A 25,462-nucleotide genomic window follows, 5' to 3' on the forward strand; every position below is an offset into this window, starting at 1 on the left:
CTCCCTTGCGAATATTTATTCGTATGACTTGAAACTCAGTCCCAAATCATAGATCTTATCTTTAACTTCCTTTAATGATTTCTTACCCAGGTTTCTTACACGCATCATTTCATCCTCTGTTCTCTGCGTCAGTTCCTCCACAGTCTGGATTCCTGCACGCTTCAAACAGTTATAGGAACGTACGGATAAGTCAAGGTCTTCAATCATCATGACAAGTCCCTTATTCTGTACCTCACCCTGTGCTTCCTTCATCACGGATTCCATATCGTTTACTGCTTCGTGAACATTCGTCAGCAGCTCCAGATGGTCGATCAGAATTTTGCTGGCAAGTGCTACGGCTTCTGCAGGACTCAGTGAAGAATCTGTCCAGATTTCCAGAGCAACCTTGTCATAGTGAGCATCCTGTCCAACACGAGTCGGCTCCACATTATAGGATACCTTTTCGATTGGTGTATAAATTGAATCTGTGTAAATGATTCCCAGAGGCTGATTTGGTGTCTGGTACAGCTGCTTGTTTGTGTCAGCACTCACGTACCCGCGACCAATACGAGCCTGCAGTTCCATTTCCAGCATTCCGCCCTCTTCCAGTGTACAGATGTGCAAGTCCTTGCTTATTACCTCCACACCTTCCGGGCAAATGATATCAGCACCGGTTACTGCGCCTGGACCCTGTTTTGAGATACGCAGGGTATAAATTTCATCATCCTGAATACTCATCACAAGGGTTTTGATATTTAAAATGATTGCCGTTACGTCCTCTACAATTCCAGGAATTGAAGTGAACTCGTGGTAAACACCATCAACTTTAATTGAAAATACGGCAGCTCCCGGTAAAGAGGAGAGCAAAACACGTCTTAGTGCATTTCCAATGGTTGTACCAAAACCTCTTTCCAAAGGTTCAAACACAAACTTCCCGTAATGTTGAGATTCATCATATTCTTTTACTTCAAAATGTGCACGTTCGAATTTTTGCATAGTTTACCTCCTCAATTACAGTTAATCATTAACCACGTGGTCGTTTAGGTGGACGACAACCGTTGTGCGGGATCGGTGTCACATCGTTAATTAATGTGATTTCCAGTCCTGCTACCTGCAGAGCTCTTACAGCTGCTTCACGTCCTGGTCCCGGACCCTTTACGCTAACTGCAATTACTTTCATACCATTCTCTATTGCTGCTTTTCCTGCAGCTTCTCCAGCCATCTGTGCTGCGAAAGGAGTGGATTTACGAGATCCCTTGAATCCTAAAGCACCAGCACTAGACCATGCTACAGCATTTCCGTTTTCATCAGTAATAGTAACGATGGTATTGTTAAATGTTGAGTGGACATGTGCAACTCCACGAGCAATATTCTTGCGTGCCTTACGTTTACCACGTGAGTTCGCTTTTACGTTCTTTGCCATTATTTACTTCCTCCTATCGTCCTATTTCTTTTTGTTTGCTACTGTACGAACTGGACCTTTACGCGTACGAGCATTTGTCTTTGTACGCTGTCCGCGTACTGGTAATCCTCTTCTGTGACGGATTCCACGGTAGCATCCGATTTCCATTAAACGCTTGATGTTTAACTGAACCTCACGACGCAGGTCACCTTCAACCTTTACACCATCGATTTCGTTACGGATTGCATTTACCTGATCTTCTGTTAAGTCTTTTACACGGATATCTTCGCTGATTCCAGTTTTAGCCAGAATTTTTTCTGATGTGGAGCGACCGATACCGTAAATATACGTTAATGATACTACTACGCGCTTATCGCGTGGTAAGTCTACACCTGCAATACGAGCCATTACATTACACCTCCGTTAGTTTCCCTGTCTCTGTTTGTGTTTTGGATTTTCGCAAATAACCATGACGCGGCCTTTACGTTTGATAATGCGGCACTTATCGCATATTGGTTTGACAGATGGTCTTACTTTCATGCGTTTTCCTCCTTAATTCACGACTTACTTGTGTCGGAATGTTATACGCCCACGTGTTAAATCATACGGTGAAATCTCTACGGTAACACGGTCCCCTGGTAAAATGCGAATGTAGTGCATGCGGATTTTACCAGAAACGTGAGCCAGAATTTCGTGTCCGTTGGCCAGTTTCACCTTAAACATTGCATTTGGCAGAGTATCTACAACAACTCCGTCAATTTCAATAACATCTTGTTTACCCATTATCTGGACGTTCCTCCTTATTCAGTGTTGTGAGTATTTCATACCCACGGTTTGTAATCACAATCGTGTGTTCGAAATGAGCTGCCTTGCTGCCGTCTCTAGTGACGACACCCCAGCCATCCTTCAACATTCTTGTCTGTGGTTTGCCCGCGTGAACCATCGGTTCCACTGCCAGCGTCATACCCTCCTGCAGGAGGATGCCGCGGCCTGCTGGGCCAAAATTTGGAACTGTCGGATCTTCATGGACAGAAGTTCCAATACCATGTCCTGCATAGTCTCTTGGAATCGAATATCCGTGCGTAAACACATATTCTCCGATTGCATGAGAAATATCAGTTAAATGATTCCCCGCTCTGGCCATTTTTAAACCTTCATACAAGGATTCTTCACTGACACGCATCAGTCGCTGATCTTCCTCGCTGAGCTTGCCAACGCCATAGGTCCAGGCAGAGTCTCCATGGTACCCCTGATAACAGGCACCGATATCTACTGAAACAATGTCTCCGTCGCATAAAACGGTATCGCCTGGGATACCATGTACTACGACAGAATTTATAGAAATACAGGCTGCTGCCGGAAAGCCGTACAGACCCTTGAATGACGGTGTTGCACCGTTTTCCAGAATCACATTTTCAATGATTCTATCCAATTCCTGCGTGGTAATTCCGGGCTGCATTGCTGCACTTGCTGCACGATGTGCAAGCGCAACAATTATACCCGCTTTTCTCATCTTTGTCAACTCCTGATTTGTTTTGGCTTTCACCATTCCTATTTCTCCAGAGCTGTCAGTGTATCATTCCATACGCTGTCAATCGGCTGACTCGCATCAATTCTTGTGACGATTCCCTTACTATCATAATAGTCAAGCACCGGAGCCGTCTGTGAACTGTACTCTTCCAGACGCACTGTTAAGCTTTCCACAGTATCGTCCTTGCGCTGGAATAATTCTCCACCACATACATCGCAAACATTGTCGGTTTTACTCGGCTTTGATTTGATGTGATAGATTTCTCCACATTCCTTGCAAATGCGGCGTCCGGTTACACGATCTGCCAGCTTTTCAAAGTCAATTTCAAGTGCGATGACTTTGTCAATGGCAAGCTCGCTGCCTTCAGCCAGTGCATCGAATGCTTTGGCCTGGTCAAGTGTTCTCGGATAGCCGTCCAGCAGGAAACCGTTTTTCTTGTCTTCCAGCTTTTCCAGATAACTCTTTACCATATTGTTAACGACTTCGTCGGGAACCAGCAGTCCTTTATCCATGAAGCTTTTCGCCTCCATGCCAAGAGCTGTTCCCTTTCCGATTTCACTGCGGAAGATATCTCCCGTGGAAATGTGGTTAACGTTAAACTTCTCGACGATTTTGGCAGACATTGTACCTTTTCCGGCACCAGGTCCTCCCATAATCAGGATATTCATAGGTTCACCTTCTATCGTTTTATCTCTGCAGGAATCCGCGGTAGGATTTCTGTGTCAGGCGTCCCTCGATCTGTTTTACCGTTTCCATTGCCACACCGACAACGATGATGATTCCGGTTCCACCAATACCCATTGACTGTGGAAGATTGATGCCTGGAATCAGAGGCAGTGCATGCGGCAGAACAGCGATAAAGGCAAGCCCGATTGCTCCCAGAACCGTGATTCTGCACAATACTTTGTTAACATATTCTTTGGTCTCCGTACCCGGACGGATTCCCGGGATATACGTACCGGATTTTCCGAGGTTCTCTGCGATTTTTTCCGGATCCACCTGCAGCTTCGTATAGAAGAAGGTGAATAACAGTATCAAAACCACATAGATCACAAGGCTGACCGGAGTCTGCATTCCCATATAGGTTTCCAGTGTTTTGACCCAGCCTGCTGCTGGCCAGACCATTTTGCAGATCTGCAGCGGCGCAACCATGATGGCGGATGCGAAGATGACAGGAATTACGCTGGCGGAATTGATTTTCAGCGGCAGGTAAGTCATGTCCTTCTTACGAGTCGTTACAGTACTGGATGTATACTGAATCGGAATCTTACGTTCTGCTGTCTGCATGAAGACGACGAATACGATAATCAGCAGATAGGACACAATATAAAGTCCGAATGTCAGAATACCATTGAAGGTTGCACTGCTGTTGCTTTGATCCACCAGTGTCTGCCATGCTGTTGTAAACTGATATGGCAGTCTGGAGATGATACCGGCAGCAATGATCATGGAAACACCGTTTCCAATTCCCTTCATGCTGATACGGTCTCCAATCCACAGAATAAACATGCTGCCTGCTGTTAACAGAGTCGCAACGTACAAAATAGAAGCCCATCCGCTTCCATTTACCAGCAGTGTTTTATACTGTGTGGAGAAACTGTAAACCAGTGTGGATGCCTGGAAAAAGCTTAATACGACAGCCAGATAGCGTGTATAACGGTCAATCTGCTTCTTTCCGGTTGCTCCGCCCTTAGCCAGTTCGGTAAGCGCGGGAATGACATCCATGGATAACAGCTGAATAATAATGGAGGCAGTAATGTAAGGACCAACACCCATCGCAAAAATGGAAAGCTGCTCCAGACCACCACCGCCCAGCATATTGATCATCGCAAATAGTGAGCTGTCCTGCATACCTTTTATCAATTCGGTTACATCTACGCCCGGTACAGTGATTGCTGAACCGAAGCGAAAGACGAACAACATGGCAAGAGTAAAGAATATTCGATTACGAATATCTTTATTCTTGAACATGTCTGCAAAGGTCCTAAACATGATTAGATAACCTCTGCTTTTCCGCCTGCCTGCTCAATGGTAGCGATTGCTGATTTAGAGAATTTGTTTGCTTTTACGCTCAGCTTCTTCTCCAATTCACCTTCGCCCAGGATTTTAATACCATCCAGTTCTTTCTTTACTAATCCACATTCAATCAACAATTCCGGAGTTACTTCCGTACCGTCTTCAAACCCGTTCAGGGATGCAACGTTTACGATAGCATATTCCTTGCGATTGAAGTTTGTAAATCCACGTTTTGGTAAACGTCTAGCAAGTGGTGTCTGACCACCTTCAAAACCTAAACGAACGCCTCCGCCAGATCTTGCTTTCTGTCCTTTATGACCCTTTCCTGCTGTTTTACCATTTCCGGAGCCATGACCGCGACCAACACGGTAGCTTTTCTGTCTAGCTCCTTCAGTATATTTCATTTCATGTAATTTCATGTTCTAATCCTCCTATTAACCGCGAATTTCTTCTGGTTTTTTACCACGGAGACGAGCAACTTCCTCGATCGTTTTCAGATCTTTCAGGGCAGAGATCGTAGCACGAACCATGTTGATTGGTGTACGGCTTCCCAGACACTTGGAAAGGATATCGTTGATACCAGCCAGCTCCAGGACTGCACGAACAGGACCACCGGCGATAACTCCGGTACCTTCAGAAGCAGGACGCAGGAATACTTCTCCAGCTCCGTATCTTCCAGTGATTGCATGAGGAATTGTAGTTCCTACAACAGGTACTGTGAAGACATTCTTCTTAGCATCTTCGATTGCTTTCTTAATTGCATCAGGTACTTCGTTGGCTTTACCTGTACCAAAGCCGACGCGGCCCTTCTTGTCACCGATAACAACCAGAGCTGCAAAGCGGAAACGACGTCCACCCTTGACTACCTTTGTTACACGGTTAATGGTAACTACGCGTTCTTCAAATTCTTTTTCAGCATCGCGATTTCTTCTTGGTCTACGTTCCATTCGCATAACCTCCTAAAATTTCAAGCCAGCAACTCTTGCTGCTTCGGCCAATGCCTTTACACGCCCTGTGTAAACATATCCACCACGATCGAATACGACACCAGTGATGTTCTTTTCAATTGCACGCTTTGCAATTTCTGTTCCTACAGTTTTAGCGGCTTCAACATTTCCACCGTTTTCTAACTTTAATTCTACACTACTTGCAGATGCCAGGGTTACACCGTTAACATCATCAATGATCTGCGCGTGAATGTTGCTGTTTGAACGGAAAACGTTCAGGCGGGGACATTCAGGAGTACCGCTGATTTTGGTACGAACACGCACGTGACGGCGCATACGCTCGTCATTTCTAGAAACTTTCTTAAGCATTGTTCAATTTCTCCTTTCCCACTATTTCTTACCTGCTGTTTTACCTTCCTTACGACGAACATATTCACCTTTATAGCGAATACCTTTTCCTTTGTAAGGTTCTGGTTTTCTCACAGCACGAATGTTTGCAGCGAATTCACCAACGCGTTGTTTGTCAATTCCTGATACTTTGATATCCGTAGCAGAAGAGCATTCTACCTTCAGACCGTCTTCTACAGCGAACTCAACCGGGTGGGAGTACCCAACGTTTAAGGTCAGCTTGCTTCCGCTTACAGCAGCACGGAAACCGATACCTACCAGTTCCAGTTCCTTTGTAAAGCCTTCGGACACACCTTCCACCATGTTTGCCAGCAATGCACGGGTTGTACCATGCAGCTGTTTCACATGCTTTTCGTCGTTAGGACGAGTTACTGTCAATACATTTTCTTCTACCTTGATTCCCAAAGCAGGGTTAAACTGACGAGTTAAAGTTCCCTTGGAACCTTTAACAGTCACCTCATTCCCGGCAGCGATGGTTACTTCAACGCCGGCAGGAATGGTAATCGCTTTATTACCGATACGTGACATTTTCTTACCTCCGTTAAGCTCTTACCAAACGTAAGCGATGACTTCACCGCCAACATGTTTAGCTTTTGCTTCTTTATCTGTTATCACACCGTGGGATGTAGAGATGATTGCAATTCCCAGTCCGTTCATTACGCGAGGAATGGAGTCCACCTTTGCATAAACACGTAAGCCTGGTTTTGAGATTCTCTTCAGCCCGTTGATTACTTTTTCGTTGTTAGGACCATATTTCAGAGTAACTGTGATGGTTTTCTTAACATCACCATCGACTGTATAGTCTGTGATGAATCCTTCATTCTTTAAAATCTTAGCGATTTCAACTTTTTCTTTGTTTGCAGGAATTTCCACTGTTTCGTGACGAGCCTGAAGCGCGTTACGAACTCTGGTAAGCATATCTGCAATCGGATCTGTCATAATCATGACTGTATTCCTCCTATCTGACTACCAACTTGCCTTTTTCACACCCGGGATCTGACCTTTGTAAGCCAGCTCACGGAAGCAAATACGGCAGAGTTTGTATTTACGTAAAACTGAGTGAGGACGTCCACAACGCTCACATCTGGTGTACTCGCGCACTTTGTACTTCTGAGGACGTTTTGATTTGTTAACCATTGCTTTTTTTGCCATATACGTCTAAGTCCTCCTATTTCTTGAAAGGCATGCCCATTTCTTCCAGCAGTGCCTTTGCTTCTTCGTTCGTGTTGGCTGTCGTAACAATAACGATATCCATACCGCGAACCTTGTTGATCTTATCGTAATCGATTTCCGGGAAGATCAGCTGTTCCTTTACACCCAGAGTGTAGTTTCCACGACCGTCAAAGGAAGTGGCACTGACACCGCGGAAGTCACGTACACGAGGCAGTGAGATGTTCATCAGCTTATCCATGAAATCATACATTTTTTCTTTTCTCAGAGTAACCTTACATCCGATCGGCATTCCTTCACGAAGTTTGAAGTTTGCGATGGACTTCTTAGCTTTTGTGATTACCGGAGCCTGTCCGGTGATCTGTGCCAGCTCAGCAACTGCTTCATCCAGCACTTTTGGGTTTGAAATAGCTTCACCGATACCCATATTGATAACGATTTTATCTACGTGAGGTACTTCCATGACTGATTTGTAGTTGAATTTCTTCATCAGGCTTGGTGTTACGACCTCTTTATATTTCTGTTCTAGGCGATTCATCCTTTAGCCTCCCTACTTAACTTCAGCGCCGGTTTTTTTGTAGACGCGTACCTTTTCTGTGTTACCTTTTTTGTCAGTTTTTGTTTCATAACCGACACGGCTTGCCTTCTTCGCTTTGGAATCGTAAGCCATTACGTTGGATACATGGATCGGAGCTTCCTTCTCGATGATTCCGCCATCCGGATTTGCCTGTGTAGGCTTCAGATGCTTCTTCACCAGGTTGACACCTTCCACGATTACTTTGTCTTCCTTAGGGAAAACTTTGGTTACTTCACCGATAGTGCCCTTGTAAGCACCTGTAATAACCTGAACCTTATCACCTTTTTTGATTTTCACAAAGACACCTCCTTACAGTACTTCTGGTGCCAAAGACACAATTTTCATGAAGTCCTTGTCACGCAGCTCACGTGCAACAGGTCCGAAAATACGAGTTCCACGCGGTGTATTGTCGTCCTTGATCAGGACAACCGCATTGTCATCAAATTTGATGTATGTTCCGTTGTCACGGCGAACGCCACGTTTTGTACGTACGATTACACCCTTGACAACATCACCTTTTTTTACAGTTCCACCAGGAGCAGCCTGCTTTACAGCACAGACAACGATATCCCCGATGTTTGAAAACTTACGAACGCTTCCGCCTAAGCAGCGGATAACCAGAACTTCTTTGGCTCCCGTGTTGTCAGCGACGCGTAATCTACTTTCATTCTGGATCATGAATGTCTACCTCCTGATTACAGCTGTACAGCTTTTTCGACGATTTTCACCAGACGGAATCTTTTGGTAGCAGACAATGGACGTGTTTCCATGATTTCTACCTTGTCTCCCATTCTAGCTTCATTGTTTTCGTCATGCGCTTTGAATTTCTTAGAATATTTTACACGTTTTCCGTATAACGGGTGTGTTTTCTTTGTTTCAACAATAACAGTAATTGTCTTATCCATCTTGTCGGAAACTACAGTCCCGCGATATACTTTACGGTTAGATCTTTCCATAACTTAGTGATCCTCCTTAATCCTGACTACCAAGCTCGCGCTCAGTCATCACAGTTTTGATACGGGCAATTGTCTTTTTCACTGTCTTCATACGTGCAGTGTTTGTCAACTGACCTGTAGCTTGTTGGAAACGAAGATTAAAAAGTTCATCTTTAAGCGTTTCGATCTCTTGTAATAATTCAGTGTTGCTTTTTTCTCTGATCTCTTTCGCTGTCATAATTACTTCTCTCCTTTTCTAACAACAAATTTTGTCTTCACCGGCAGCTTGTGAGCAGCAAGACGGAATGCCTCACGTGCCACTTCTTCAGGTACACCGGCGATTTCAAACATAACACGGCCCGGTTTTACAACTGCTACCCATCCTTCAGGAGCACCCTTACCAGAACCCATACGTACTTCAAGAGGTTTTTTCGTTCTTGCCATGTGAGGGAAGATACGGATCCAAACCTTACCACCACGCTTCATGTAACGAGTCATGGCAATACGAGCGGCCTCGATCTGACGGTTGCTGACGTAAGCACCAGTGTCAGCCATTAGACCATATTCACCAAAAGATACTTCACGACCGGCTTTTGCACGTCCCTCGTAGCTTAAACGGTGAGGTCTTCTATATTTAGTTCTCTTAGGCATTAACATAAATTATTTTCCTCCTTCCGCTTTTCTAGGAGCATTTCCACCAGCAGAGTTTCTGTTGTTATTGTTTCTCTGGCTGTTGTTTCTGTTTCCACCACGATTACCACGGCGATTGCGGCGTCTGTCGTTCATGTTGTTCTTCGGAGCTTCCGGTTCCTGAACCATCTGTCCTGGCAGAACTTCACCACGGCAAATCCAAACCTTTACACCTAAACGACCGTAAGTCGTAGATGCTTCTTCCCAAGCATAATCGATATCTGCACGCAGTGTGTGCAGAGGTACAACACCTTCGCTGTAGCCTTCGGTACGAGCCATATCAGCTCCGCCTAAACGACCGGATACAGCTGTCTTAATACCTTTTGCACCGGCACGCATCGTTCTCTGGATTGCTTTCTTCTGTGCAGTACGGAAGGAAGCACGCTGCTCCAGCTGATCCGCAATGCTGCGGGCAACCAGTTTTGCGTCCAGATCCGGGTTTGCAATTTCCAGAACCTTCAGGTAGATGTTCTTTCCACCAGTCAGCTTCTCAACTTTTTTCTTCAGCATTTCAACGTTTTCACCGTTTGTCCCGATGATCACACCTGGACGAGCGGTACGGATCATGATTTCCACACGGTTTTTAGAACGTTCGATCTCAACTCTGGACACTGATGCATTCTTGCACTCAGCGAACAGGAATTCACGAATCTTTACATCTTCCAATAATAAATCGGCATAATCCTTGTCAGCGTACCATCTGGACTCCCAGTCACGGATGACACCGACACGCAATCCGATCGGACTAACTTTCTGTCCCATGAGCTACCTCCTTAATCACGCTCGTCAACCACAACAGTAATGTGGCTGGTGCGTTTGTGGATCGCACTAGCAGATCCTTTTGCACGTGGCATGAAACGTTTCAGAGTTACACCCTCGTTTGCATAGCATGCCTTTACGTACAGCTTTTCTTCATCCATATCATGGTTATTCACTGCATTTGCTACTGCAGATTTCAATACCTTACCAACTGCTTCCGCTGCAACGTTCGGTGTGAACTTCAAGATTGCAGCTGCTTCAGCAGCATCTTTCCCACGGATTAAATCGATAACAATACGAGCTTTTCTAGGTGGGATACGTAATGTTTTCGCTGTTGACTTAACTTCCATTATAACGTTTCCTCCTTATCGTTTAGCTTTCTTGTCATTATCGCCGTGACCACCGTATTTACGGGTTGGCACGAATTCACCAAGCTTGTGTCCTACCATATCTTCTGTAACGTAAACAGGCAGGTGCTCCTTACCGTTGTAAACGGCAAATGTATGTTCCACAAACTGAGGGAATATAGTTGAACGACGTGACCAGGTTTTGATAACTTGTTTTTTACCGGCTTTGTTCAGCTCATCCACTTTTTTCATTAAGTGGTCATCACAGAACGGGCCTTTTTTAAGACTACGACTCATTTTTCATTTCCTCCTTTGCCTATTTGCCATTACGACGACGAACGATCAGTTTCGTTGACGCTTTTTTCGCTTTACGTGTTTTCACACCCATAGCTTTCTTACCCCAAGGTGTCATTGGAGATTTACGCCCTACTGGAGTACGTCCTTCACCACCACCATGAGGGTGATCATTAGGGTTCATAACGGAACCACGAACAGTCGGGCGAACACCCTTCCATCTCATACGTCCGGCTTTACCGTAGTTTACCAGACTGTGGTCTTCGTTACCAACCTGACCGATTGTAGCACGGCAATTAGACAGAATTCTACGAACTTCACCAGAAGCCAAACGAACCGTTGTGTATTTTTCTTCAATACCAAGGATCTGAGCAGATGTTCCAGCGGAACGAGCCATCTGGCCACCCTTACCTGGCTTTAATTCAATATTGTGAATGAAAGTACCTTCAGGGATATCTTTCAGCTCCATTGCGTTACCGACCTTGATGTCGGCACCTTCACCGGAAACTACTGTCATACCAACAGTTAATCCCTTTGGAGCGATGATGTAACGCTTTTCACCGTCTGCATAGTTCAACAGAGCGATGTTAGCGGAACGGTTTGGATCGTATTCAATCGTAGCCACACGAGCAGGAACACCGTCTTTGTTTCTCTTAAAATCGATAACACGGTAAGCTCTCTTGTGTCCACCACCCTGATGACGGGTTGTGATACGTCCGTTATTGTTACGTCCACCTTTGCTCTTTAACGGCTCCAGCAGACTTTTTTCAGGCTTGTCTGTCGTAATTTCTTCATAGGACAGACTAGTCATACCACGACGACCTGGAGTGGTCGGCTTATACTTCTTAATTGGCATAGTGTCAATTTCCTCCTTACGCAATATTTAGTCAGGAAATAGCGTGCTTCTTCCTGATATTATTCAGCTTCTTCGCCGAATAAGTTGATGTCCTGACCTTCCTTGATTTTCACATAGGCTTTACGGACATTCTTGGTAGTACCAACATATTTACCCATTCTCTTGGTTTTCGGTTTCACATTTACGATGTTCACTTTCTCAACATCGACACCGAAGATTGCTTCCACGGCCTGTTTTACCTGTGTTTTGTTGGTTCCCTTTTTAACTTCAAACGTTACTTTGTTATCTGCGTCCATGTATCTCATCGTTTTTTCAGTGATGATCGGACGGATGATGATATCCTTGTAGTTTTCCATTATGCAAGTGCCTCCTCAACATCTTTCACAGCAGCTTCTGTAAAGACGATTTTGTTAGCATTTACGATATCGTAAACATTTAATCCATCAGCAGTAAGCATCATCATAGTAGGGATGTTCCTCATGCTCAGGAATGCGTTTTCAAAATCTTCACCTTCAGATACTACGAATAAGGTTTTCTTAGGTGCGTTGATATCAGCGACAATCTGATTGAAAGCTTTTGTTTTCGGAGCTTCCAGCTCAAACTTGTCCACAACGCTCATTGCGTTTTCCAGCACTTTTTCAGACAGAGCTGATTTCAGAGCCAGACGACGAACTTTTTTGTTCAGCTTGTAGCCATAGTTTCTAGGAGTCGGACCGAATACGATTCCTCCGCCTCTCCACTGTGTGGCACGAATGGATCCCTGACGAGCACGTCCGGTTCCCTTCTGACGCCAAGGCTTACGTCCACCACCGCGTACTTCTGTACGGTTTTTGGTATCGTGAGTACCCTGACGCATAGATGCTCTCTGCATAATGACAGCATCGAAGATACATTGCTGATTTGGCTCGATGCCAAATACTGTATCTGCAAGAGTGATTTCATTCAGCTCTTTACCAGTTTGGCTTAATACGACCATCTTAGGCATCTTTTATTCCTCCTCTTTCGTGTAATCCACTAATGTTACAGGTTCTGTATTGCCCTTGGAACATTTAGCAGTGCGCACCATAACCATTCCACGTTTTGGCCCAGGCACGTTTCCTTTAATCAATAAGTAGTTGTTTTCAACGTCAACCTTGATCACTGTCAGGTTCTGGTTTGTAGTTCTGTAACCACCTTCCTGACCAGCCATCATCGTACCCTTTAAGATTTTACCCTGACGAGAGGTAATACCGTTTGTAGCAAGGGAACCGATATGTCTGTGGTGTCCGGAACCATGGCTCTTAGGACCGATTTTCGCATTGTTACGAACAATCGTACCCATGAATCCCTTACCCTTGGATGTACCGATAACATCTACTGTTTCTCCGGCACTGAAGATTCCTACGTTAACCTCAGCACCCAGCTCCAGATCAGCAAATTCGCTGTCGCGAACTTCCTTGACAAATCTTTTTGGAGCAGTGTTTGCTTTCGCAGCATGTCCGGCTTCACCTTTTGTGCTGCGTGTTTCTTTAACATCTTCAAAACCTAACTGCACAGCTTCGTATCCGTCGTTTTCCACTGTTTTCTTCTGTAATACAACATTTGGACAAGCCTCAACTACAGTTACAGGAATCAGTGTTCCATCCTCTGTGAAGACCTGTGTCATCCCAAGTTTGCGTCCTAGAATACCTTTCATGATGTCACCTCCATTACAGCTTAATTTCGATGTCAACACCACTAGGCAGCTCCAGACGACTCAGTGAGTCGATTGTTTCTGCTGTAGGTCCGACAATCTCAATTAAACGTTTGTGCGTTCTGATCTCGAACTGCTCGCGAGAATCTTTGTATTTGTGTACCGCACGCAGGATTGTAACCACCTGCTTTTCAGTTGGAAGAGGTACTGGTCCAACAATTTTTTTAGCACCGTGAGCTTGTGCCGCTTGCACGATCTTTTCTGCGGATGCATCCAAGATTCTGTGCTCATAAGCTTTTAAGCGAATTCTTACGCTATTTTTTGCCATGAATATATCTCCTTTCGCCTATATGGACTATAGACTCGCTCGATGCGAATTCCCCGACCTCGCCGTCCATGACAACGTTTCTCAGTGGGTCGGCAACCTCGCATGTCCTTGCGGTCGTGATAATATTCTAACACATCCAAATGTTGATTACAAGCGTTATTTACGGCTTTTTTTAGTTTTTTTCATAATCTTTTCCGAATGCGTTTCCTGCTGAAAATCAGCAGTTTATGAGAGCGTTTACATGTTTTTTTGATGAAAATCACGTAAAAAAACTTCTAAATCGATAGAAGTTTTCTTTAAAACGGAAATCGCTTCCCGATAAATTTTTCACAGTTAACCACCATCTGTTCCTGCAGTTTCTCATAGGATATGTTACGCATTTCACAGATTTTGTGCATACTGCGTTTTAATATGGCTCCATGCTCCTCTGGTGCGACCTTACGATTCTCACACCACGTACATGCGGAAATACCATCCGTTTCCACCAGCATTCGATCCAGCGGGACACAGGCCGCCACATGCTGTACCGTTTCATCGAAGGGCAGCGAAGGACCGACGGTAAACCAGCAGCCCAGATCAATATACTCCTGCAGCCATGCATCACAGGAATACCAGTGCACCAGATACCGGTTTTCATAGCGACGCAAATATTCAAGTGCTTCCTTTTCTCTTCCCTTCAGATGCAGAATCACCGGTTTCTGATATCGCTGTGCAAAAGCAAGCTGCTGCTCAAACAGCCGGGACTGCAATGTCATATCCGTGTTACACCAGACACTATCAAATCCGATTTCACCGATGATGTCCACTTCCTCAAGAATCGGCAGCATTGCATCCCAGTGAACCTCATCCACCTTCCATGGATGAATACCGGCACTGATCCATATTGCAGAATTCCCGTCTTGCAGCTTTCTTAATTTCATATATTCTTCAGGTGTTGCGGCATTGGCGATACAGGCAATATCCTGTTCTTTTAAGATTTCTGCAGGATAAGCTTCCTCCATATGCATATGCGCATCAACGATCATATGTCCCCTCCTTCAGCAGCCGATAGATTTCCTTCTTCAGTCCGCCCTGATCATACAGCCATTCCCTGCTTTTTTTGCAATCCTTTAATGAGATTTCCCTACAGATGGAAGCAGGTGATCCACCAAGAATCAGAATGCGGTCTGCCAGATACAGGGCCTCTTCAATATCATGGGTCACCAGCAGCATCGTTCTGTTTAATTCACTTCTCAGCTTCAGCAGCCAATCCTGCATATCGTTGCGGGTGATGACATCCAGCGCACCGAAGGGTTCATCCAGCAACAGGATATCCGCACTGCAAAGTGCCGTTCGTAAAAACGCAGCCCGCTGCCTCATACCGCCGGATAGTTCATAGGGATAAGCCTGTTCATATCCCTTCAATCCAAATGCCTCAAACTCCTGCAATGCCTGCTCTCTGGCTTCCTTCACATGCCCGTGAAGCTTTCCATATAAACAAACATTATCCAGAATATTCTTCCATGGCAGAAGAAGATCATCCTGTGGCATATAGGCAAAGTGGGAGGATACGCCGCTAACCTGCACATCATCCACATAAAAGGTTCCCTCTTCACAATCCAAAAGCCCTGCCAGTATGTTCAGCAATGTGGACTTTCCACATCCGCTTGGTCCAATCAGCGCAGTAAACTCTCCCTCTTCCACATGAAAGCCGACATGCTCCAGTATTCTTCTGTTATCAAAAGAGATTGCCATATCCTCCACTCGTAATTTCATGATGACCTCCTGTGTCGTTTTTTTATTTCATTACAAATTCATTGGTATACTGTTCATCCGCCTTGATTTTTTCTGTGATCAGCTTGTTTTCATACATAAAGGCAGTATAGTTATCCCATACGGAATCCTTCATAACACCCCAGCTGTCCGCATCCCTGGCATATTCACTGCTCAGATATTTCTGACTTTCCTTCAGAAATTTCAAATCATAATCAGGAGCGTATTTGCTTAATATTTCAGCGGATGCATCCGGGTTTTCAATTGCATATTCATATCCCTTCTTTACCGCATTCATAAATTTCTGAACCGTTTCCGGATCTTCCTTGATCATCTTTTCACTGGTAATAATGAGCGGTGTATAATAATCAAGGCGTTCATCCAGTTCGCGTAACGGTATGTAATTCAGTTCATAGCCTTCCATTCTTCCCTTTGTGACTGCCCAGCCTTCAAATTCCCACTGGATATCCACACTCTTGCCAAGGGAAGCAAAGCCGCTGCCATCTGCCCCCACCATTGTCAGCTTGGAGAAATCTGCCTTCGCAGCTGTCATTACCGCCTTTACAACTGCTTCCTCACTCGGTGCCTGCCATCCTGCATAAATCTTTCCCTCGAAATCCTTCGGTGTTTTGATATTTTCCTTTTTCAATGATACAAAGCCGCTTGTATTATGCTGGATGATGGTCGCAATTGCGCGAATCGGCAATGGTTCCTCCGCCGTTCTCGCATACGTGACGTCCTCCTGATAGCTGACACCGAATTCTCCCTTGTTTGCCGCAACCAGTGTTGCACTTGTCGAATCATCTCCCGGCTCAATGATATCCACCTCCAGGCCTTCTTCCTTGAAAAAGCCTTTTTCCTTCGCCACATAGAAACCGGTATGATTGGTGTTTGGAAGATAATCCAGAATCAATGTTACCTTTTTTTCTGTTTCTTTGTTTTCGGATGCTTCCTTTTTATCAGAACATCCACTCACTGTGACAGCCATCAGCACAGCCATCAGCATACAGCCTAATTTCTTCATTTCGCTTTCCCTCTTTTCTTTCTCGCATATGGAAACAACACCGCCTCCAGCAGCACCACCGCTCCATGCAGCAGCAGACTCAAAGCGATCACAACGACTACGCAGGCAAACACCTTATCCAGCATATAGCCGTTTTTCACACGAATCATATAGTATCCAAGTCCTGCGGATGCACTCAGCCACTCTCCGACGATAGCACCACCGATACAGTAGGTAGCTGCTACCTTCAATCCGGAAAACAGTGCAGTGGAGGCCGCCGGTATCTTCACATATGCATATATCTGCCATTTTTTTGCTCCAAAGCTTTTCAGCAGACTGATCTGATGCTCATCTACTTTACCCAGCGCGTCACAGAAGGCGATTGCGACCGGAAAGAAGCACATGAAGATGACCATTAGAATCTTCGGTGCCATGCCGAAACCCAGCCAAATGGAAAACAGCGGTCCCAGTACCATGACCGGTACTGTCTGCGTGACAACCAGATGGGGAAATATGCTGTGTTTAAACAGCTGGGAAAGATCCATGCCAATCGCAATTACGATTGCGAGCAGGGTGGCGATCAATAAACCGATGACAGCCTCCTGCAGCGTTACCAGAGAATGCATCCACAGTATATCGCGATTCGCAAACAGCGCCTGTAGGATGTTTGAGGGCGCCGGCAGAATATACAAATCAATATCAAATATATGAACACAGCCTTCCCATACTGCCAGTACCAGAAGCAGCGTGAGCAGCGGCATACCGATTCTTTTTAAACGCTTCATCCATAGTTCTCCTTTCCAATAAAAAAACACCTCCGTGAGGCGTAAGTGAACCAATCTAATACTCAAGATAGATATGACTCCCTACGCTAGCATTAACTAGATCAGGTCATAAGGGACTGTCTCAGCCTTACGGCACCCCTGTCATGACAGTATCATTATACACGCTCCGTGTAAAAAAGAAAAGAAAAAAGCAGACAAGCTGCTTTTACAGGAAGGTTGCCGCTGTACCATAGGCTATAACCTCTGCGGCTCCACCCATGATGGCACTGGATGCATAACGGATGTTGACAATAGCGTCAGCACCGAGAGCCTCTGCCTCCTCCACCATTCGCTTCGTTGCCAGTGCACGTGCCTCATTCATCATTTCATTGTATGCCTTCAGCTCACCACCAACCAGTGTCTTAAAGCCCTGAGAAATATCCTTACCGATATTCTTTGTCTGAATTGTACTTCCCTTTACCAGTCCCAGCATATTCAGCGTTTTTCCGGTAATGTAATCAGTATTTACTAAGATCATCTTCTTCTCCGCTCCTTATCTCGTCAAGCCGTTCCTTGACAACATGTATCCACAGAAAAAGCAGTGCCAGCATGGGGATGCCAAACAAGATTACGAGAAACCCCGGTGCATCCAGAAAAAACAGGGAGCTGATCCAAATCATCATATAAAATGCAATCAAAATGCCAATTATGATAGGTGCCAGCATTTTTCTGTTCATACTGCCCACTCCCTTCTGTCATTACCTGTATTATACTACAAAAAAGGTACAACACACAGAAAAAAGAGCACAATTGTGCTCTTTTCATTGTTTTTATAAAATTACTCGATGATTTCTGTAACGTTACCGGAACCAACAGTACGTCCACCCTCACGGATAGAGAACTTTGTGTTGTTTTCGATAGCAATTGGAGCAATCAGCTCAACGTTCATTTCAACGTTGTCACCAGGCATAACCATTTCAGTTCCTTCCGGTAATGTAATAACACCAGTTACGTCAGTTGTACGGAAGTAGAACTGAGGACGGTAGTTAGAAACGAATGGAGTGTGACGTCCACCTTCTTCTTTTGTTAATACATAAACCTGAGCCTTGAACTTTGTGTGTGGATGTACGGATCCTGGTTTAGCAAGAACCTGTCCACGCTGAATCTGGTCACGGTTGATACCACGCAGCAGAGCACCGATGTTGTCTCCGGATTCTGCGAAGTCCAGCTGCTTACGGAACATTTCCAGTCCGGTAACAACAGTTTTCTGAGTATCCTTGATACCAACGATTTCAACTTCTTCTCCCAGTTTTACTACCCCACGCTCAACACGTCCTGTAGCAACTGTACCACGTCCTGTGATTGTCATAACGTCTTCTACAGACATCAGGAATGGTTTGTCAGTTTCACGAGTTGGATCTGGGATGAATTCATCAACTGCATCCATCAGTTCTTTGATAGCGCCAACGTACTTGTCGTCACCTTCCAGAGCCTTCAGTGCAGAACCACGGATAACCGGAGCGTTATCTCCGTCGAATCCGTACTCGCTTAACAGCTCACGTACTTCCATTTCAACAAGGTCGATCAGTTCTTCGTCATCAACCATGTCGCATTTGTTCAGGAATACAACGATGTAAGGAACACCTACCTGACGAGCAAGCAGGATGTGCTCACGAGTCTGAGGCATAGGACCATCAGATGCAGCAACAACCAGGATAGCACCATCCATCTGTGCAGCACCAGTGATCATGTTCTTAACGTAGTCAGCGTGACCTGGGCAGTCAACGTGTGCATAGTGACGCTTGTCAGTCTGATATTCAACGTGTGCAGTGTTGATTGTGATTCCACGTTCTTTTTCTTCAGGTGCACCATCGATCTGGTCATAAGCCTGTGCCTGTGCCATACCGTCTTTTGCAAGAACGTTTGTAATAGCAGCAGTTAACGTAGTTTTACCGTGGTCAACGTGTCCGATAGTTCCAATGTTAACATGTGTTTTGGAACGGTCAAATTTTTCTTTTGCCATTTTAATTTTCCTCCTAATTTATTAGTTTCCAAGTATATTCTAATTCAAAGTTTTTATAAAAGCAACAGTTAATTTTCAGAACTATTGTTTTTAATGATTTTTTCTGCAATACTCTTCGGTACTTCGGCATAATGGTCGAATTTCATAGAGTAATTTCCACGTCCCTGAGTGAAGGAACGCAGGTCTGTAACGTAACCGAACATCTCTGACAGCGGAATGTGAGCCTTAACGATAATCGCGTTTCCTCTCTCTTCCTGGTCAACGATAGCACCACGACGGGAGCTTACGTCACCCATTACGGATCCAAGATATTCATTTGGTGCAGTTACCTCCACCATCATGATCGGCTCCAGAATAACCGGATTACATTTCTTGGCAGCTGCCTTTAATGCCATACTAGCCGCAATTTTGTACGCCATTTCACTGGAATCGACATCGTGGTAAGAACCGTCAAACAGCGTTGCTTTGATATCGATTACCTGATATCCGGCAACAATACCGTTTGCCAGTGCATCTCTCAGACCTTCTTCTGTAGGCTTGATGTATTCACGAGGTACGCTTCCACCGACTGTAGCATCAACGAATTCAAATCCTTTTCCCTCTTCCTGAGGCTCAAATTTGATCCATACATGACCATATTGTCCACGTCCACCGGACTGTTTGATGTATTTACCTTCACAGTCAGCAGTACCGCGGATGGTTTCACGGTAAGCAACCATCGGCTGTCCAACGTTTGCTTCCACCTTGAATTCACGGCGCAGACGGTCAACGATGATGTCCAGGTGAAGCTCACCGACACCGGCGATAATTGTCTGACCTGTTTCCTGGTCTGTATAGGTTTTGAAGGTAGGATCCTCTTCTGCAAGCTTTGCAAGAGCAAGACCCATCTTATCCTGGTCAGCCTTGGTCTTCGGTTCCAGAGACAGTTCGATAACCGGTTCCGGGAATTCCATGGATTCCAGAATGATTGGAGAATCCTCTGCACATAAGCTGTCTCCGGTTGTTGTAACCTTCAGACCTACGGCAGCAGCGATATCTCCTGCATATACCTGATCGATTTCCTTACGGGCGTTGGCGTGCATCTGAACGATACGTCCGAAACGCTCTCTTTTTCCCTTTGTGGAATTCAGAACGTAGCTTCCTGCCTTTGCTGTACCGGAGTACACACGGAAAAAGGAAAGCTTTCCAACAAATGGGTCCGTTGCGATTTTGAATGCCAATGCAGCGAATGGTTCTTCATCACTGGAATGACGCTCGGATTCGCTTCCGTCCTCCAGCGTTCCCTTGATTGCAGGAACATCCAGCGGAGAAGGCAGATATTCAACAACAGCATCCAGAACCATCTGAACACCCTTGTTCTTATATGCAGAACCACATAATACAGGGAAGAAATCACCGGCACATACGGCGATACGCAGAACACGCTTGATGTCCTCAACGCTAGGTTCTTCACCCTCCAGTACCTGCATCATGAAATCTTCATCATAATCAGCAAGGTAGTCAATCAGCTTGGAACGGTATTCCTCACACAGATCCTTCAGATCTTCCGGAACATCGCCTTCCTGAATATCCGTACCTAAGTCGTTTGTATAGATTTCAGATTTTCTTTCAATGATATCAACGATACCAGTGAAAGTGGATTCAGCACCGATTGGCAGCTGAATCGGGCAGGACTTAGCTCCCAGACGATCTACAATTGTTTTGCAGGACATCAGGAAGTCAGCTCCTGTTGCATCCATTTTGTTACAGAATACGATACGAGGAACACCATATGTAGTAGCCTGACGCCAAACGGTTTCTGTCTGAGGCTCTACACCGGCTTTTGCATCCAGTACCGTTACGGCACCATCCAGTACACGCAGGGAACGTTCAACCTCAACTGTGAAGTCAACGTGACCTGGAGTATCGATAATGTTGATACGGGTACCCTTCCATGCTGCAGTTGTTGCTGCAGAAGTGATGGTAATACCACGTTCCTGCTCCTGTGCCATCCAGTCCATCGTAGAAGCTCCATCGTGAGTCTCTCCGATTTTGTGATTAACACCTGTATAATACAGAATACGCTCTGTAGTTGTTGTCTTACCAGCATCGATATGAGCCATGATACCAATGTTACGTGTGTTTTCTAATGAATACTGACGTGGCATAATGGATCTCCTTTCTTACCAGCGGTAATGAGCAAATGCTTTGTTTGCCTCTGCCATCTTGTGAGTGTCCTCACGTTTCTTAACAGATGCACCACTTCCGTTTGCTGCATCCATGATTTCAGCAGCAAGTCTTTGCTCCATTGTTTTCTCGTTTCTTAAACGAGCATAGTTCACGATCCAACGCAGACCAAGAGTCAGACGTCTTTCAGCGGATACTTCCACCGGGACCTGATAGTTGGCACCACCAACACGGCGAACCTTAAGTTCCAGTAATGGCATTACGTTTTCCAGAGCTTTCTCGAAAACTTCCATTGGTTTTTCGTTAGTTTTTACTTCAATAATATCGAACGCATTGTACAGAATCTTCTGTGCAACCCCTCTTTTACCATCAATCATGATCTTGTTGATTAAACGAGTAACCAGCTTGGAGTTGTAAATTGGATCTACTAATACATCACGTTTTGCTACATGTCCTTTTCTAGGCATTCGAATTTCCTCCTTTCACAATTGATTATTTCTTAGCTTCTTTTGGGCGTTTTGCTCCGTACAGGGAACGGCTCTGGTTACGGTTCGCAACTCCGGCACAGTCCAGTGTACCACGGATGATGTGGTAACGAACACCTGGAAGATCCTTAACACGTCCTCCACGGATCATTACAACACTATGCTCCTGCAGGTTGTGTCCAATACCAGGAATGTAGGCAGTAACCTCCATACCGTTGCTCAGACGAACACGGGCATATTTACGCAGCGCTGAGTTTGGTTTCTTCGGTGTCATTGTACCGACACGAGTACAAACTCCACGTTTCTGAGGTGCACTTAAGTTTGTAGGACGTTTCTTGATTGAGTTATATCCTCTATTCAGAGCTGGTGACTTGGAAAGCTTCACGCTCTGTTCACGACCTTTACGAATTAATTGGTTAATTGTTGGCATAATATCCTCCTTTCACTAACACACATTTCCGGGTGTGTCATTTTGAAGTGTAAATGTAGTTCCCGCAGAACGGGAACCTCAAAAATCCACTTGCCTAATAATCATAAAGCAACTGGAATAGCTTGTCAACACCTTTTTTTATTTTTCTTTGTAAAAGATTTGAGATTCTAGTATAATAGGGGACGAATAGACATAGAGGGAAAGTAGAGGTTTCAAGTATGGCTTATAAAATCGTGTTTTTTGATATGGATGGTACCTTGTATCAGACAGAAAACGACATCATTCAGGAATCCAGTCTTCAGGCGATTCAAGCATTGAGGGATCAGGGCTATATCGTGTGTGCCGCAACGGGTCGACCGCTGAATCAGATGAACCTGATTCTGGAGCGTGTACAGTTTGATTATATGGTGATGATCAACGGCGGCTATGTTCTGGATCGTGAGCAGCGCCTGCTGTTTGAAAATCCGCTTGACAGACAGACGACGCAGGATATCGTAGACTGGTGCGAGCAGCAGGAAAACGGACTGATGTTCCATTTCGGAGATACATCCTATATATATGATAAATTTTATCCGTTTTATTATTTCTGTCGAGACCACCATGTTCTGAATTATCTGTTCTATGATGAACAGCGCTCTTATCATAAACGGCACAATGCCTATAATGCAGTCCTGATGACAAAGGAGCAGCGCTCCCTGGAGGAATTTCTTGCAAAGCATCCGCTGCTGCGCAGCGATCTGATCGAGGTTGCACAGGATCATTTCTGCTTTGATGTATTCAATGCAAATAACGATAAGTTTGTGGGAATCAATCAGGTTCTGCAAAAAGAGGGGATTTCCTGGGAGGAATGCATTTGCTTTGGCGACAGCACCAATGATATCAAGATGCTGGAGATGGCAGGTATGGGGGTTGCCATGGGAAGTGCCACCGATTACGTAAAATCCTTTGCCAACATGGTGACAGCCTCTGTCTATGACCATGGAACAGCGCGTGCATTACAAAAAATTTTAAATCTGCAGCTCAAACTATAGCATATCTTTAACAGGCAGATATAACGCATGAAAAGGAGACACTCCAGCGTTGTGATTATGCTTTGTTGTAAGGCTATTGAGAGTCAAAAAATGAAATTACATATATCAGAAGAAGACCGCTCATTGAACGGTCTTCCTTTTCTTATTCTCTGGTTTCTATTAGTCCTGATCCTTCATTGTTCATTGGCCAGAATGGCAGAAGTCCGATCAATGCACCTGCCACTGCGGGTAGAATCCAGCCGATACTCAGCTCATAAAACGGTAGCTCTGCGAACCAGTCACTGATTATCCCCAAGGAAACACCTGCACTTTCCATACCATTTACGAAGGATACTGCAAAGGTGAACAGCATCGCCATGATATACACCATTCGCCGTGATCCGATCCGCTGTTTTAGAAAAGACAAAAGCATCAGCACCACGGTGAGCGGATATATCATAATCAAAATTGGGAGTGATACAGTGATTAGCTGACTTAAGCCAATATTGGAAATCACAAAGCTGAACAAGCAGACAGCAGCAGCTATTCTTTTATAGGTCCAGCGTTTGGGCAGTATGGTTTGAAAATAATCCGCAAAGGATGTTGTCAGTCCAATTGAGGTTGTAAGACAGGCGAATAGAACAGCAATTCCCAGAATGATTCCACCGATACCGCCAAACAGATGATTGGTTACTGCATGCAGAAGTGCTCCGCCGTTTGTGAAGGGCGTATTCGTAATGGCCCCGACATAGGTGAGCATAAAATAAACAACTGCCAGAAAGCCTGCCGCTCCAAGACCGCAGAGTATCGTATAACGAGCAATGGATTTCTTATCTGTAACACCATAACTGCGAATTGCTGTTATAACAAGAATTGCAAATGCCAGCCCTGCCGGTCCATCCAATGCATTATAGCCCTCGATCATGCCCTTAAAGAACGGAATATCAACATATGCAGGGGACGGCTCCATCATGGTTCCAAAAGAGAATGCACCATTGCTTGTTTCCTGTAAAAGAGAGGCGATAAAGATAGCCAGTATACTGATCAGCAGGACCGGCGTCAGATATTTGCCGACAACATCCACAATCCTGCTTGGGTTGCTGCTCAGATAGTAGGTAAGTCCGAAGAAGGCAGCTGTAAACAGCAATGACCATAGTATGGCATTGTTCTCCCCTATGTAGGGAAGCAATGCTATTTCAAAAGAAACGCTTCCGGTTCTTGGCAGTGCAAACAGCGGACCGATTAGCATATAAACACCAACCGATAGAACCAAAGCGAACCTCCGACTGACCAGATTTCCCAGATCACTCATAGAAGTTCCTGCCAGTACAACAGCTGTTACTCCAAGAATTGCAATACCCGCATCAGTCAGAATAAAGCCTGCAAGGGCACTGATATAGCTCGTTCCAGCCAGTTGTCCCATAGCAGGAGGAAAAATCATGTTGCCGGCACCAAAAAAAATTGCAAAAAGCATCATAGATACCGATATAATTTGAATAAATGTTAATTTCTTCATATAAAAGCTCCTTATATTCACGCCTATTCATCATAGCGGAAAACAAAGCGATACGCAATCACTTTTTCACTGTTTTAGACTGACTGCTGCAAATCATAATCTGCATCCAGCAGCTATTTTTCGACTTAGCCTGTATATAATTACAGAAAGAACAGTAATCAGCATTCACTGGCAATGTTACATCAGAGACACTGCTATTCAATTTTCGGTATACAAGGTACTGTAGTTACATATAGGGAATGCCAAAAAAGAAAATGTAAGCTATTGCCAAGAGTACACAATCCACAGATTGAACAGAAGACGCAAAACAAAAAAAGACTCATCAAAAGATGAGTCAGATTACCTGGCAGCGTGCTATCTTCACTGGAGCCAGTCCAGATATTGTCGCCGCTGATATGCTTA

39 protein-coding genes, 1 pseudogene and 1 riboswitch are annotated in these 25,462 nt (G+C 44.9%); of the genes and pseudogenes, 1 reads left to right on the plus strand and 39 read right to left on the minus strand.

The window, feature by feature from the left end; translation table 11 throughout:
• Nucleotides 1-15: 15 nt before the first annotated feature.
• From ACESPQ_RS19095 to rpsL, 38 genes and pseudogenes are all read right to left on the minus strand, one after another.
• The gene (locus ACESPQ_RS19095) at nt 16-975 is read right to left on the minus strand and encodes a DNA-directed RNA polymerase subunit alpha (protein ID WP_008726983.1); all 960 of its coding nucleotides are present in this window, start codon (nt 973-975) and stop codon (nt 16-18) included.
• Between the two features lie 28 nt (nt 976-1,003).
• Entirely contained in the window at nt 1,004-1,402 is a 399-nt protein-coding gene (gene rpsK, locus ACESPQ_RS19100) for a 30S ribosomal protein S11 (RefSeq protein WP_002607440.1), read from the minus strand.
• Nucleotides 1,403-1,423: 21 nt separating this feature from the next.
• Nucleotides 1,424-1,789, minus strand: a complete 366-nt coding sequence (gene rpsM / locus ACESPQ_RS19105) for a 30S ribosomal protein S13 (protein ID WP_002607439.1) — start codon at nt 1,787-1,789, stop codon at nt 1,424-1,426.
• 15 nt (nt 1,790-1,804) lie between these two features.
• Nucleotides 1,805-1,921, minus strand: a complete 117-nt coding sequence (rpmJ, locus tag ACESPQ_RS19110) for a 50S ribosomal protein L36 (RefSeq protein ID WP_008979808.1) — start codon at nt 1,919-1,921, stop codon at nt 1,805-1,807.
• Nucleotides 1,922-1,945: 24 nt separating this feature from the next.
• Entirely contained in the window at nt 1,946-2,164 is a 219-nt protein-coding gene (infA, locus tag ACESPQ_RS19115) for a translation initiation factor IF-1 (protein WP_002607438.1), read from the minus strand.
• On the minus strand, nt 2,157-2,930 hold the full coding sequence (map, locus tag ACESPQ_RS19120; protein WP_002607437.1) for a type I methionyl aminopeptidase: 774 nt from the start codon (nt 2,928-2,930) through the stop codon (nt 2,157-2,159). Before map ends, infA begins: the two co-directional genes overlap by 8 nt.
• Nucleotides 2,931-2,932: 2 nt before the next feature.
• Nucleotides 2,933-3,595, minus strand: coding sequence for an adenylate kinase (locus ACESPQ_RS19125; protein ID WP_373144771.1), 663 nt, complete (start codon nt 3,593-3,595; stop codon nt 2,933-2,935).
• Between the two features lie 4 nt (nt 3,596-3,599).
• Nucleotides 3,600-4,883: a preprotein translocase subunit SecY gene (secY, locus tag ACESPQ_RS19130; protein WP_373144766.1), complete on the minus strand. Its 1,284-nt coding sequence runs from the start codon at nt 4,881-4,883 to the stop codon at nt 3,600-3,602.
• A gap of 23 nt (nt 4,884-4,906) precedes the next feature.
• Nucleotides 4,907-5,347: a 50S ribosomal protein L15 gene (rplO, locus tag ACESPQ_RS19135; protein ID WP_002607434.1), complete on the minus strand. Its 441-nt coding sequence runs from the start codon at nt 5,345-5,347 to the stop codon at nt 4,907-4,909.
• 15 nt (nt 5,348-5,362) lie between these two features.
• Entirely contained in the window at nt 5,363-5,875 is a 513-nt protein-coding gene (rpsE, locus tag ACESPQ_RS19140) for a 30S ribosomal protein S5 (RefSeq protein ID WP_002607433.1), read from the minus strand.
• Nucleotides 5,876-5,887: 12 nt separating this feature from the next.
• Nucleotides 5,888-6,244, minus strand: coding sequence for a 50S ribosomal protein L18 (gene rplR / locus ACESPQ_RS19145; RefSeq protein WP_002607432.1), 357 nt, complete (start codon nt 6,242-6,244; stop codon nt 5,888-5,890).
• 21 nt (nt 6,245-6,265) lie between these two features.
• On the minus strand, nt 6,266-6,811 hold the full coding sequence (rplF, locus tag ACESPQ_RS19150) for a 50S ribosomal protein L6 (protein WP_002607431.1): 546 nt from the start codon (nt 6,809-6,811) through the stop codon (nt 6,266-6,268).
• Between the two features lie 21 nt (nt 6,812-6,832).
• Nucleotides 6,833-7,228, minus strand: coding sequence for a 30S ribosomal protein S8 (gene rpsH, locus ACESPQ_RS19155; RefSeq protein WP_002607430.1), 396 nt, complete (start codon nt 7,226-7,228; stop codon nt 6,833-6,835).
• Nucleotides 7,229-7,249: 21 nt separating this feature from the next.
• Nucleotides 7,250-7,435: a type Z 30S ribosomal protein S14 gene (locus tag ACESPQ_RS19160; RefSeq protein ID WP_002607429.1), complete on the minus strand. Its 186-nt coding sequence runs from the start codon at nt 7,433-7,435 to the stop codon at nt 7,250-7,252.
• Between the two features lie 16 nt (nt 7,436-7,451).
• The gene (gene rplE, locus ACESPQ_RS19165; RefSeq protein ID WP_002607428.1) at nt 7,452-7,991 is read right to left on the minus strand and encodes a 50S ribosomal protein L5; all 540 of its coding nucleotides are present in this window, start codon (nt 7,989-7,991) and stop codon (nt 7,452-7,454) included.
• A 12-nt stretch (nt 7,992-8,003) separates the two neighbouring features.
• Entirely contained in the window at nt 8,004-8,327 is a 324-nt protein-coding gene (gene rplX, locus ACESPQ_RS19170) for a 50S ribosomal protein L24 (protein ID WP_002607427.1), read from the minus strand.
• Between the two features lie 12 nt (nt 8,328-8,339).
• Nucleotides 8,340-8,708: a 50S ribosomal protein L14 gene (rplN, locus tag ACESPQ_RS19175; RefSeq protein ID WP_002607426.1), complete on the minus strand. Its 369-nt coding sequence runs from the start codon at nt 8,706-8,708 to the stop codon at nt 8,340-8,342.
• 17 nt (nt 8,709-8,725) lie between these two features.
• The gene (rpsQ, locus tag ACESPQ_RS19180; protein WP_002607425.1) at nt 8,726-8,986 is read right to left on the minus strand and encodes a 30S ribosomal protein S17; all 261 of its coding nucleotides are present in this window, start codon (nt 8,984-8,986) and stop codon (nt 8,726-8,728) included.
• A 16-nt stretch (nt 8,987-9,002) separates the two neighbouring features.
• Entirely contained in the window at nt 9,003-9,203 is a 201-nt protein-coding gene (gene rpmC, locus ACESPQ_RS19185) for a 50S ribosomal protein L29 (RefSeq protein WP_002607424.1), read from the minus strand.
• 2 nt (nt 9,204-9,205) lie between these two features.
• Nucleotides 9,206-9,622, minus strand: coding sequence for a 50S ribosomal protein L16 (gene rplP / locus ACESPQ_RS19190; RefSeq protein ID WP_002607423.1), 417 nt, complete (start codon nt 9,620-9,622; stop codon nt 9,206-9,208).
• Between the two features lie 162 nt (nt 9,623-9,784).
• Nucleotides 9,785-10,417, minus strand: a pseudogene (gene rpsC, locus ACESPQ_RS19195) (30S ribosomal protein S3); the annotation flags it as partial.
• Nucleotides 10,418-10,428: 11 nt separating this feature from the next.
• Nucleotides 10,429-10,764 carry a 50S ribosomal protein L22 gene (rplV, locus tag ACESPQ_RS19200; RefSeq protein WP_002607421.1) on the minus strand — a complete coding sequence of 112 codons (336 nt, stop codon included), beginning with the start codon at nt 10,762-10,764 and terminating at the stop codon, nt 10,429-10,431.
• 15 nt (nt 10,765-10,779) lie between these two features.
• Nucleotides 10,780-11,058 carry a 30S ribosomal protein S19 gene (gene rpsS / locus ACESPQ_RS19205; protein WP_002607420.1) on the minus strand — a complete coding sequence of 93 codons (279 nt, stop codon included), beginning with the start codon at nt 11,056-11,058 and terminating at the stop codon, nt 10,780-10,782.
• A gap of 19 nt (nt 11,059-11,077) precedes the next feature.
• Nucleotides 11,078-11,911: a 50S ribosomal protein L2 gene (gene rplB / locus ACESPQ_RS19210; RefSeq protein ID WP_002607419.1), complete on the minus strand. Its 834-nt coding sequence runs from the start codon at nt 11,909-11,911 to the stop codon at nt 11,078-11,080.
• A 59-nt stretch (nt 11,912-11,970) separates the two neighbouring features.
• Nucleotides 11,971-12,267 carry a 50S ribosomal protein L23 gene (gene rplW, locus ACESPQ_RS19215; protein ID WP_002607418.1) on the minus strand — a complete coding sequence of 99 codons (297 nt, stop codon included), beginning with the start codon at nt 12,265-12,267 and terminating at the stop codon, nt 11,971-11,973.
• Nucleotides 12,267-12,896, minus strand: a complete 630-nt coding sequence (gene rplD / locus ACESPQ_RS19220) for a 50S ribosomal protein L4 (RefSeq protein WP_002607417.1) — start codon at nt 12,894-12,896, stop codon at nt 12,267-12,269. Before rplD ends, rplW begins: the two co-directional genes overlap by 1 nt.
• 3 nt (nt 12,897-12,899) lie before the next feature.
• Nucleotides 12,900-13,589: a 50S ribosomal protein L3 gene (gene rplC, locus ACESPQ_RS19225; protein WP_054344469.1), complete on the minus strand. Its 690-nt coding sequence runs from the start codon at nt 13,587-13,589 to the stop codon at nt 12,900-12,902.
• 10 nt (nt 13,590-13,599) lie between these two features.
• Nucleotides 13,600-13,911, minus strand: coding sequence for a 30S ribosomal protein S10 (gene rpsJ / locus ACESPQ_RS19230; RefSeq protein WP_002607415.1), 312 nt, complete (start codon nt 13,909-13,911; stop codon nt 13,600-13,602).
• 296 nt (nt 13,912-14,207) lie between these two features.
• Complete coding sequence (locus ACESPQ_RS19235) at nt 14,208-14,936, minus strand: TatD family hydrolase (protein ID WP_257377159.1); 729 nt, start codon at nt 14,934-14,936, stop codon at nt 14,208-14,210.
• Nucleotides 14,926-15,666, minus strand: coding sequence for an ABC transporter ATP-binding protein (locus tag ACESPQ_RS19240; protein ID WP_257377160.1), 741 nt, complete (start codon nt 15,664-15,666; stop codon nt 14,926-14,928). Before ACESPQ_RS19240 ends, ACESPQ_RS19235 begins: the two co-directional genes overlap by 11 nt.
• Nucleotides 15,667-15,688: 22 nt before the next feature.
• On the minus strand, nt 15,689-16,687 hold the full coding sequence (locus ACESPQ_RS19245) for an ABC transporter substrate-binding protein (RefSeq protein WP_118002894.1): 999 nt from the start codon (nt 16,685-16,687) through the stop codon (nt 15,689-15,691).
• Nucleotides 16,684-17,451 (minus strand): ABC transporter permease, encoded by a 768-nt coding sequence (locus ACESPQ_RS19250; RefSeq protein ID WP_257271319.1) that lies wholly within the window; start codon nt 17,449-17,451, stop codon nt 16,684-16,686. The genes ACESPQ_RS19245 and ACESPQ_RS19250 overlap by 4 nt, the downstream gene beginning before the upstream one ends.
• Before the next feature lie 61 nt (nt 17,452-17,512).
• A riboswitch (TPP riboswitch) is annotated at nt 17,513-17,601 on the minus strand.
• 55 nt (nt 17,602-17,656) lie between these two features.
• Nucleotides 17,657-17,968, minus strand: coding sequence for a YbjQ family protein (locus tag ACESPQ_RS19255; RefSeq protein WP_002607410.1), 312 nt, complete (start codon nt 17,966-17,968; stop codon nt 17,657-17,659).
• Nucleotides 17,949-18,167, minus strand: coding sequence for a hypothetical protein (locus ACESPQ_RS19260; RefSeq protein ID WP_002607409.1), 219 nt, complete (start codon nt 18,165-18,167; stop codon nt 17,949-17,951). Before ACESPQ_RS19260 ends, ACESPQ_RS19255 begins: the two co-directional genes overlap by 20 nt.
• A 101-nt stretch (nt 18,168-18,268) precedes the next feature.
• Nucleotides 18,269-19,453, minus strand: coding sequence for an elongation factor Tu (gene tuf, locus ACESPQ_RS19265; RefSeq protein ID WP_002607408.1), 1,185 nt, complete (start codon nt 19,451-19,453; stop codon nt 18,269-18,271).
• A 68-nt stretch (nt 19,454-19,521) separates the two neighbouring features.
• On the minus strand, nt 19,522-21,600 hold the full coding sequence (gene fusA / locus ACESPQ_RS19270; protein ID WP_002607407.1) for an elongation factor G: 2,079 nt from the start codon (nt 21,598-21,600) through the stop codon (nt 19,522-19,524).
• 15 nt (nt 21,601-21,615) lie between these two features.
• Nucleotides 21,616-22,086 carry a 30S ribosomal protein S7 gene (gene rpsG / locus ACESPQ_RS19275; RefSeq protein ID WP_002607406.1) on the minus strand — a complete coding sequence of 157 codons (471 nt, stop codon included), beginning with the start codon at nt 22,084-22,086 and terminating at the stop codon, nt 21,616-21,618.
• Between the two features lie 25 nt (nt 22,087-22,111).
• The gene (rpsL, locus tag ACESPQ_RS19280) at nt 22,112-22,534 is read right to left on the minus strand and encodes a 30S ribosomal protein S12 (protein ID WP_002607405.1); all 423 of its coding nucleotides are present in this window, start codon (nt 22,532-22,534) and stop codon (nt 22,112-22,114) included.
• Between the two features lie 218 nt (nt 22,535-22,752).
• Here rpsL and ACESPQ_RS19285 point away from each other — a divergent pair, with 218 nt between their 5' ends.
• Complete coding sequence (locus tag ACESPQ_RS19285; RefSeq protein ID WP_008818586.1) at nt 22,753-23,565, plus strand: HAD family hydrolase; 813 nt, start codon at nt 22,753-22,755, stop codon at nt 23,563-23,565.
• Nucleotides 23,566-23,707: 142 nt separating this feature from the next.
• Here the strand turns inward: ACESPQ_RS19285 and brnQ are convergent, their stop codons facing one another.
• Nucleotides 23,708-25,060, minus strand: a complete 1,353-nt coding sequence (gene brnQ, locus ACESPQ_RS19290; RefSeq protein ID WP_257333716.1) for a branched-chain amino acid transport system II carrier protein — start codon at nt 25,058-25,060, stop codon at nt 23,708-23,710.
• Nucleotides 25,061-25,462 lie beyond the last annotated feature (402 nt).

The sequence above is a fragment of the Clostridium sp. HGF2 genome (assembly GCF_964240115.1).
GTDB classification, from domain to species: Bacteria; Bacillota_I; Bacilli_A; order Erysipelotrichales; family Erysipelotrichaceae; genus Clostridium_AQ; species Clostridium_AQ innocuum.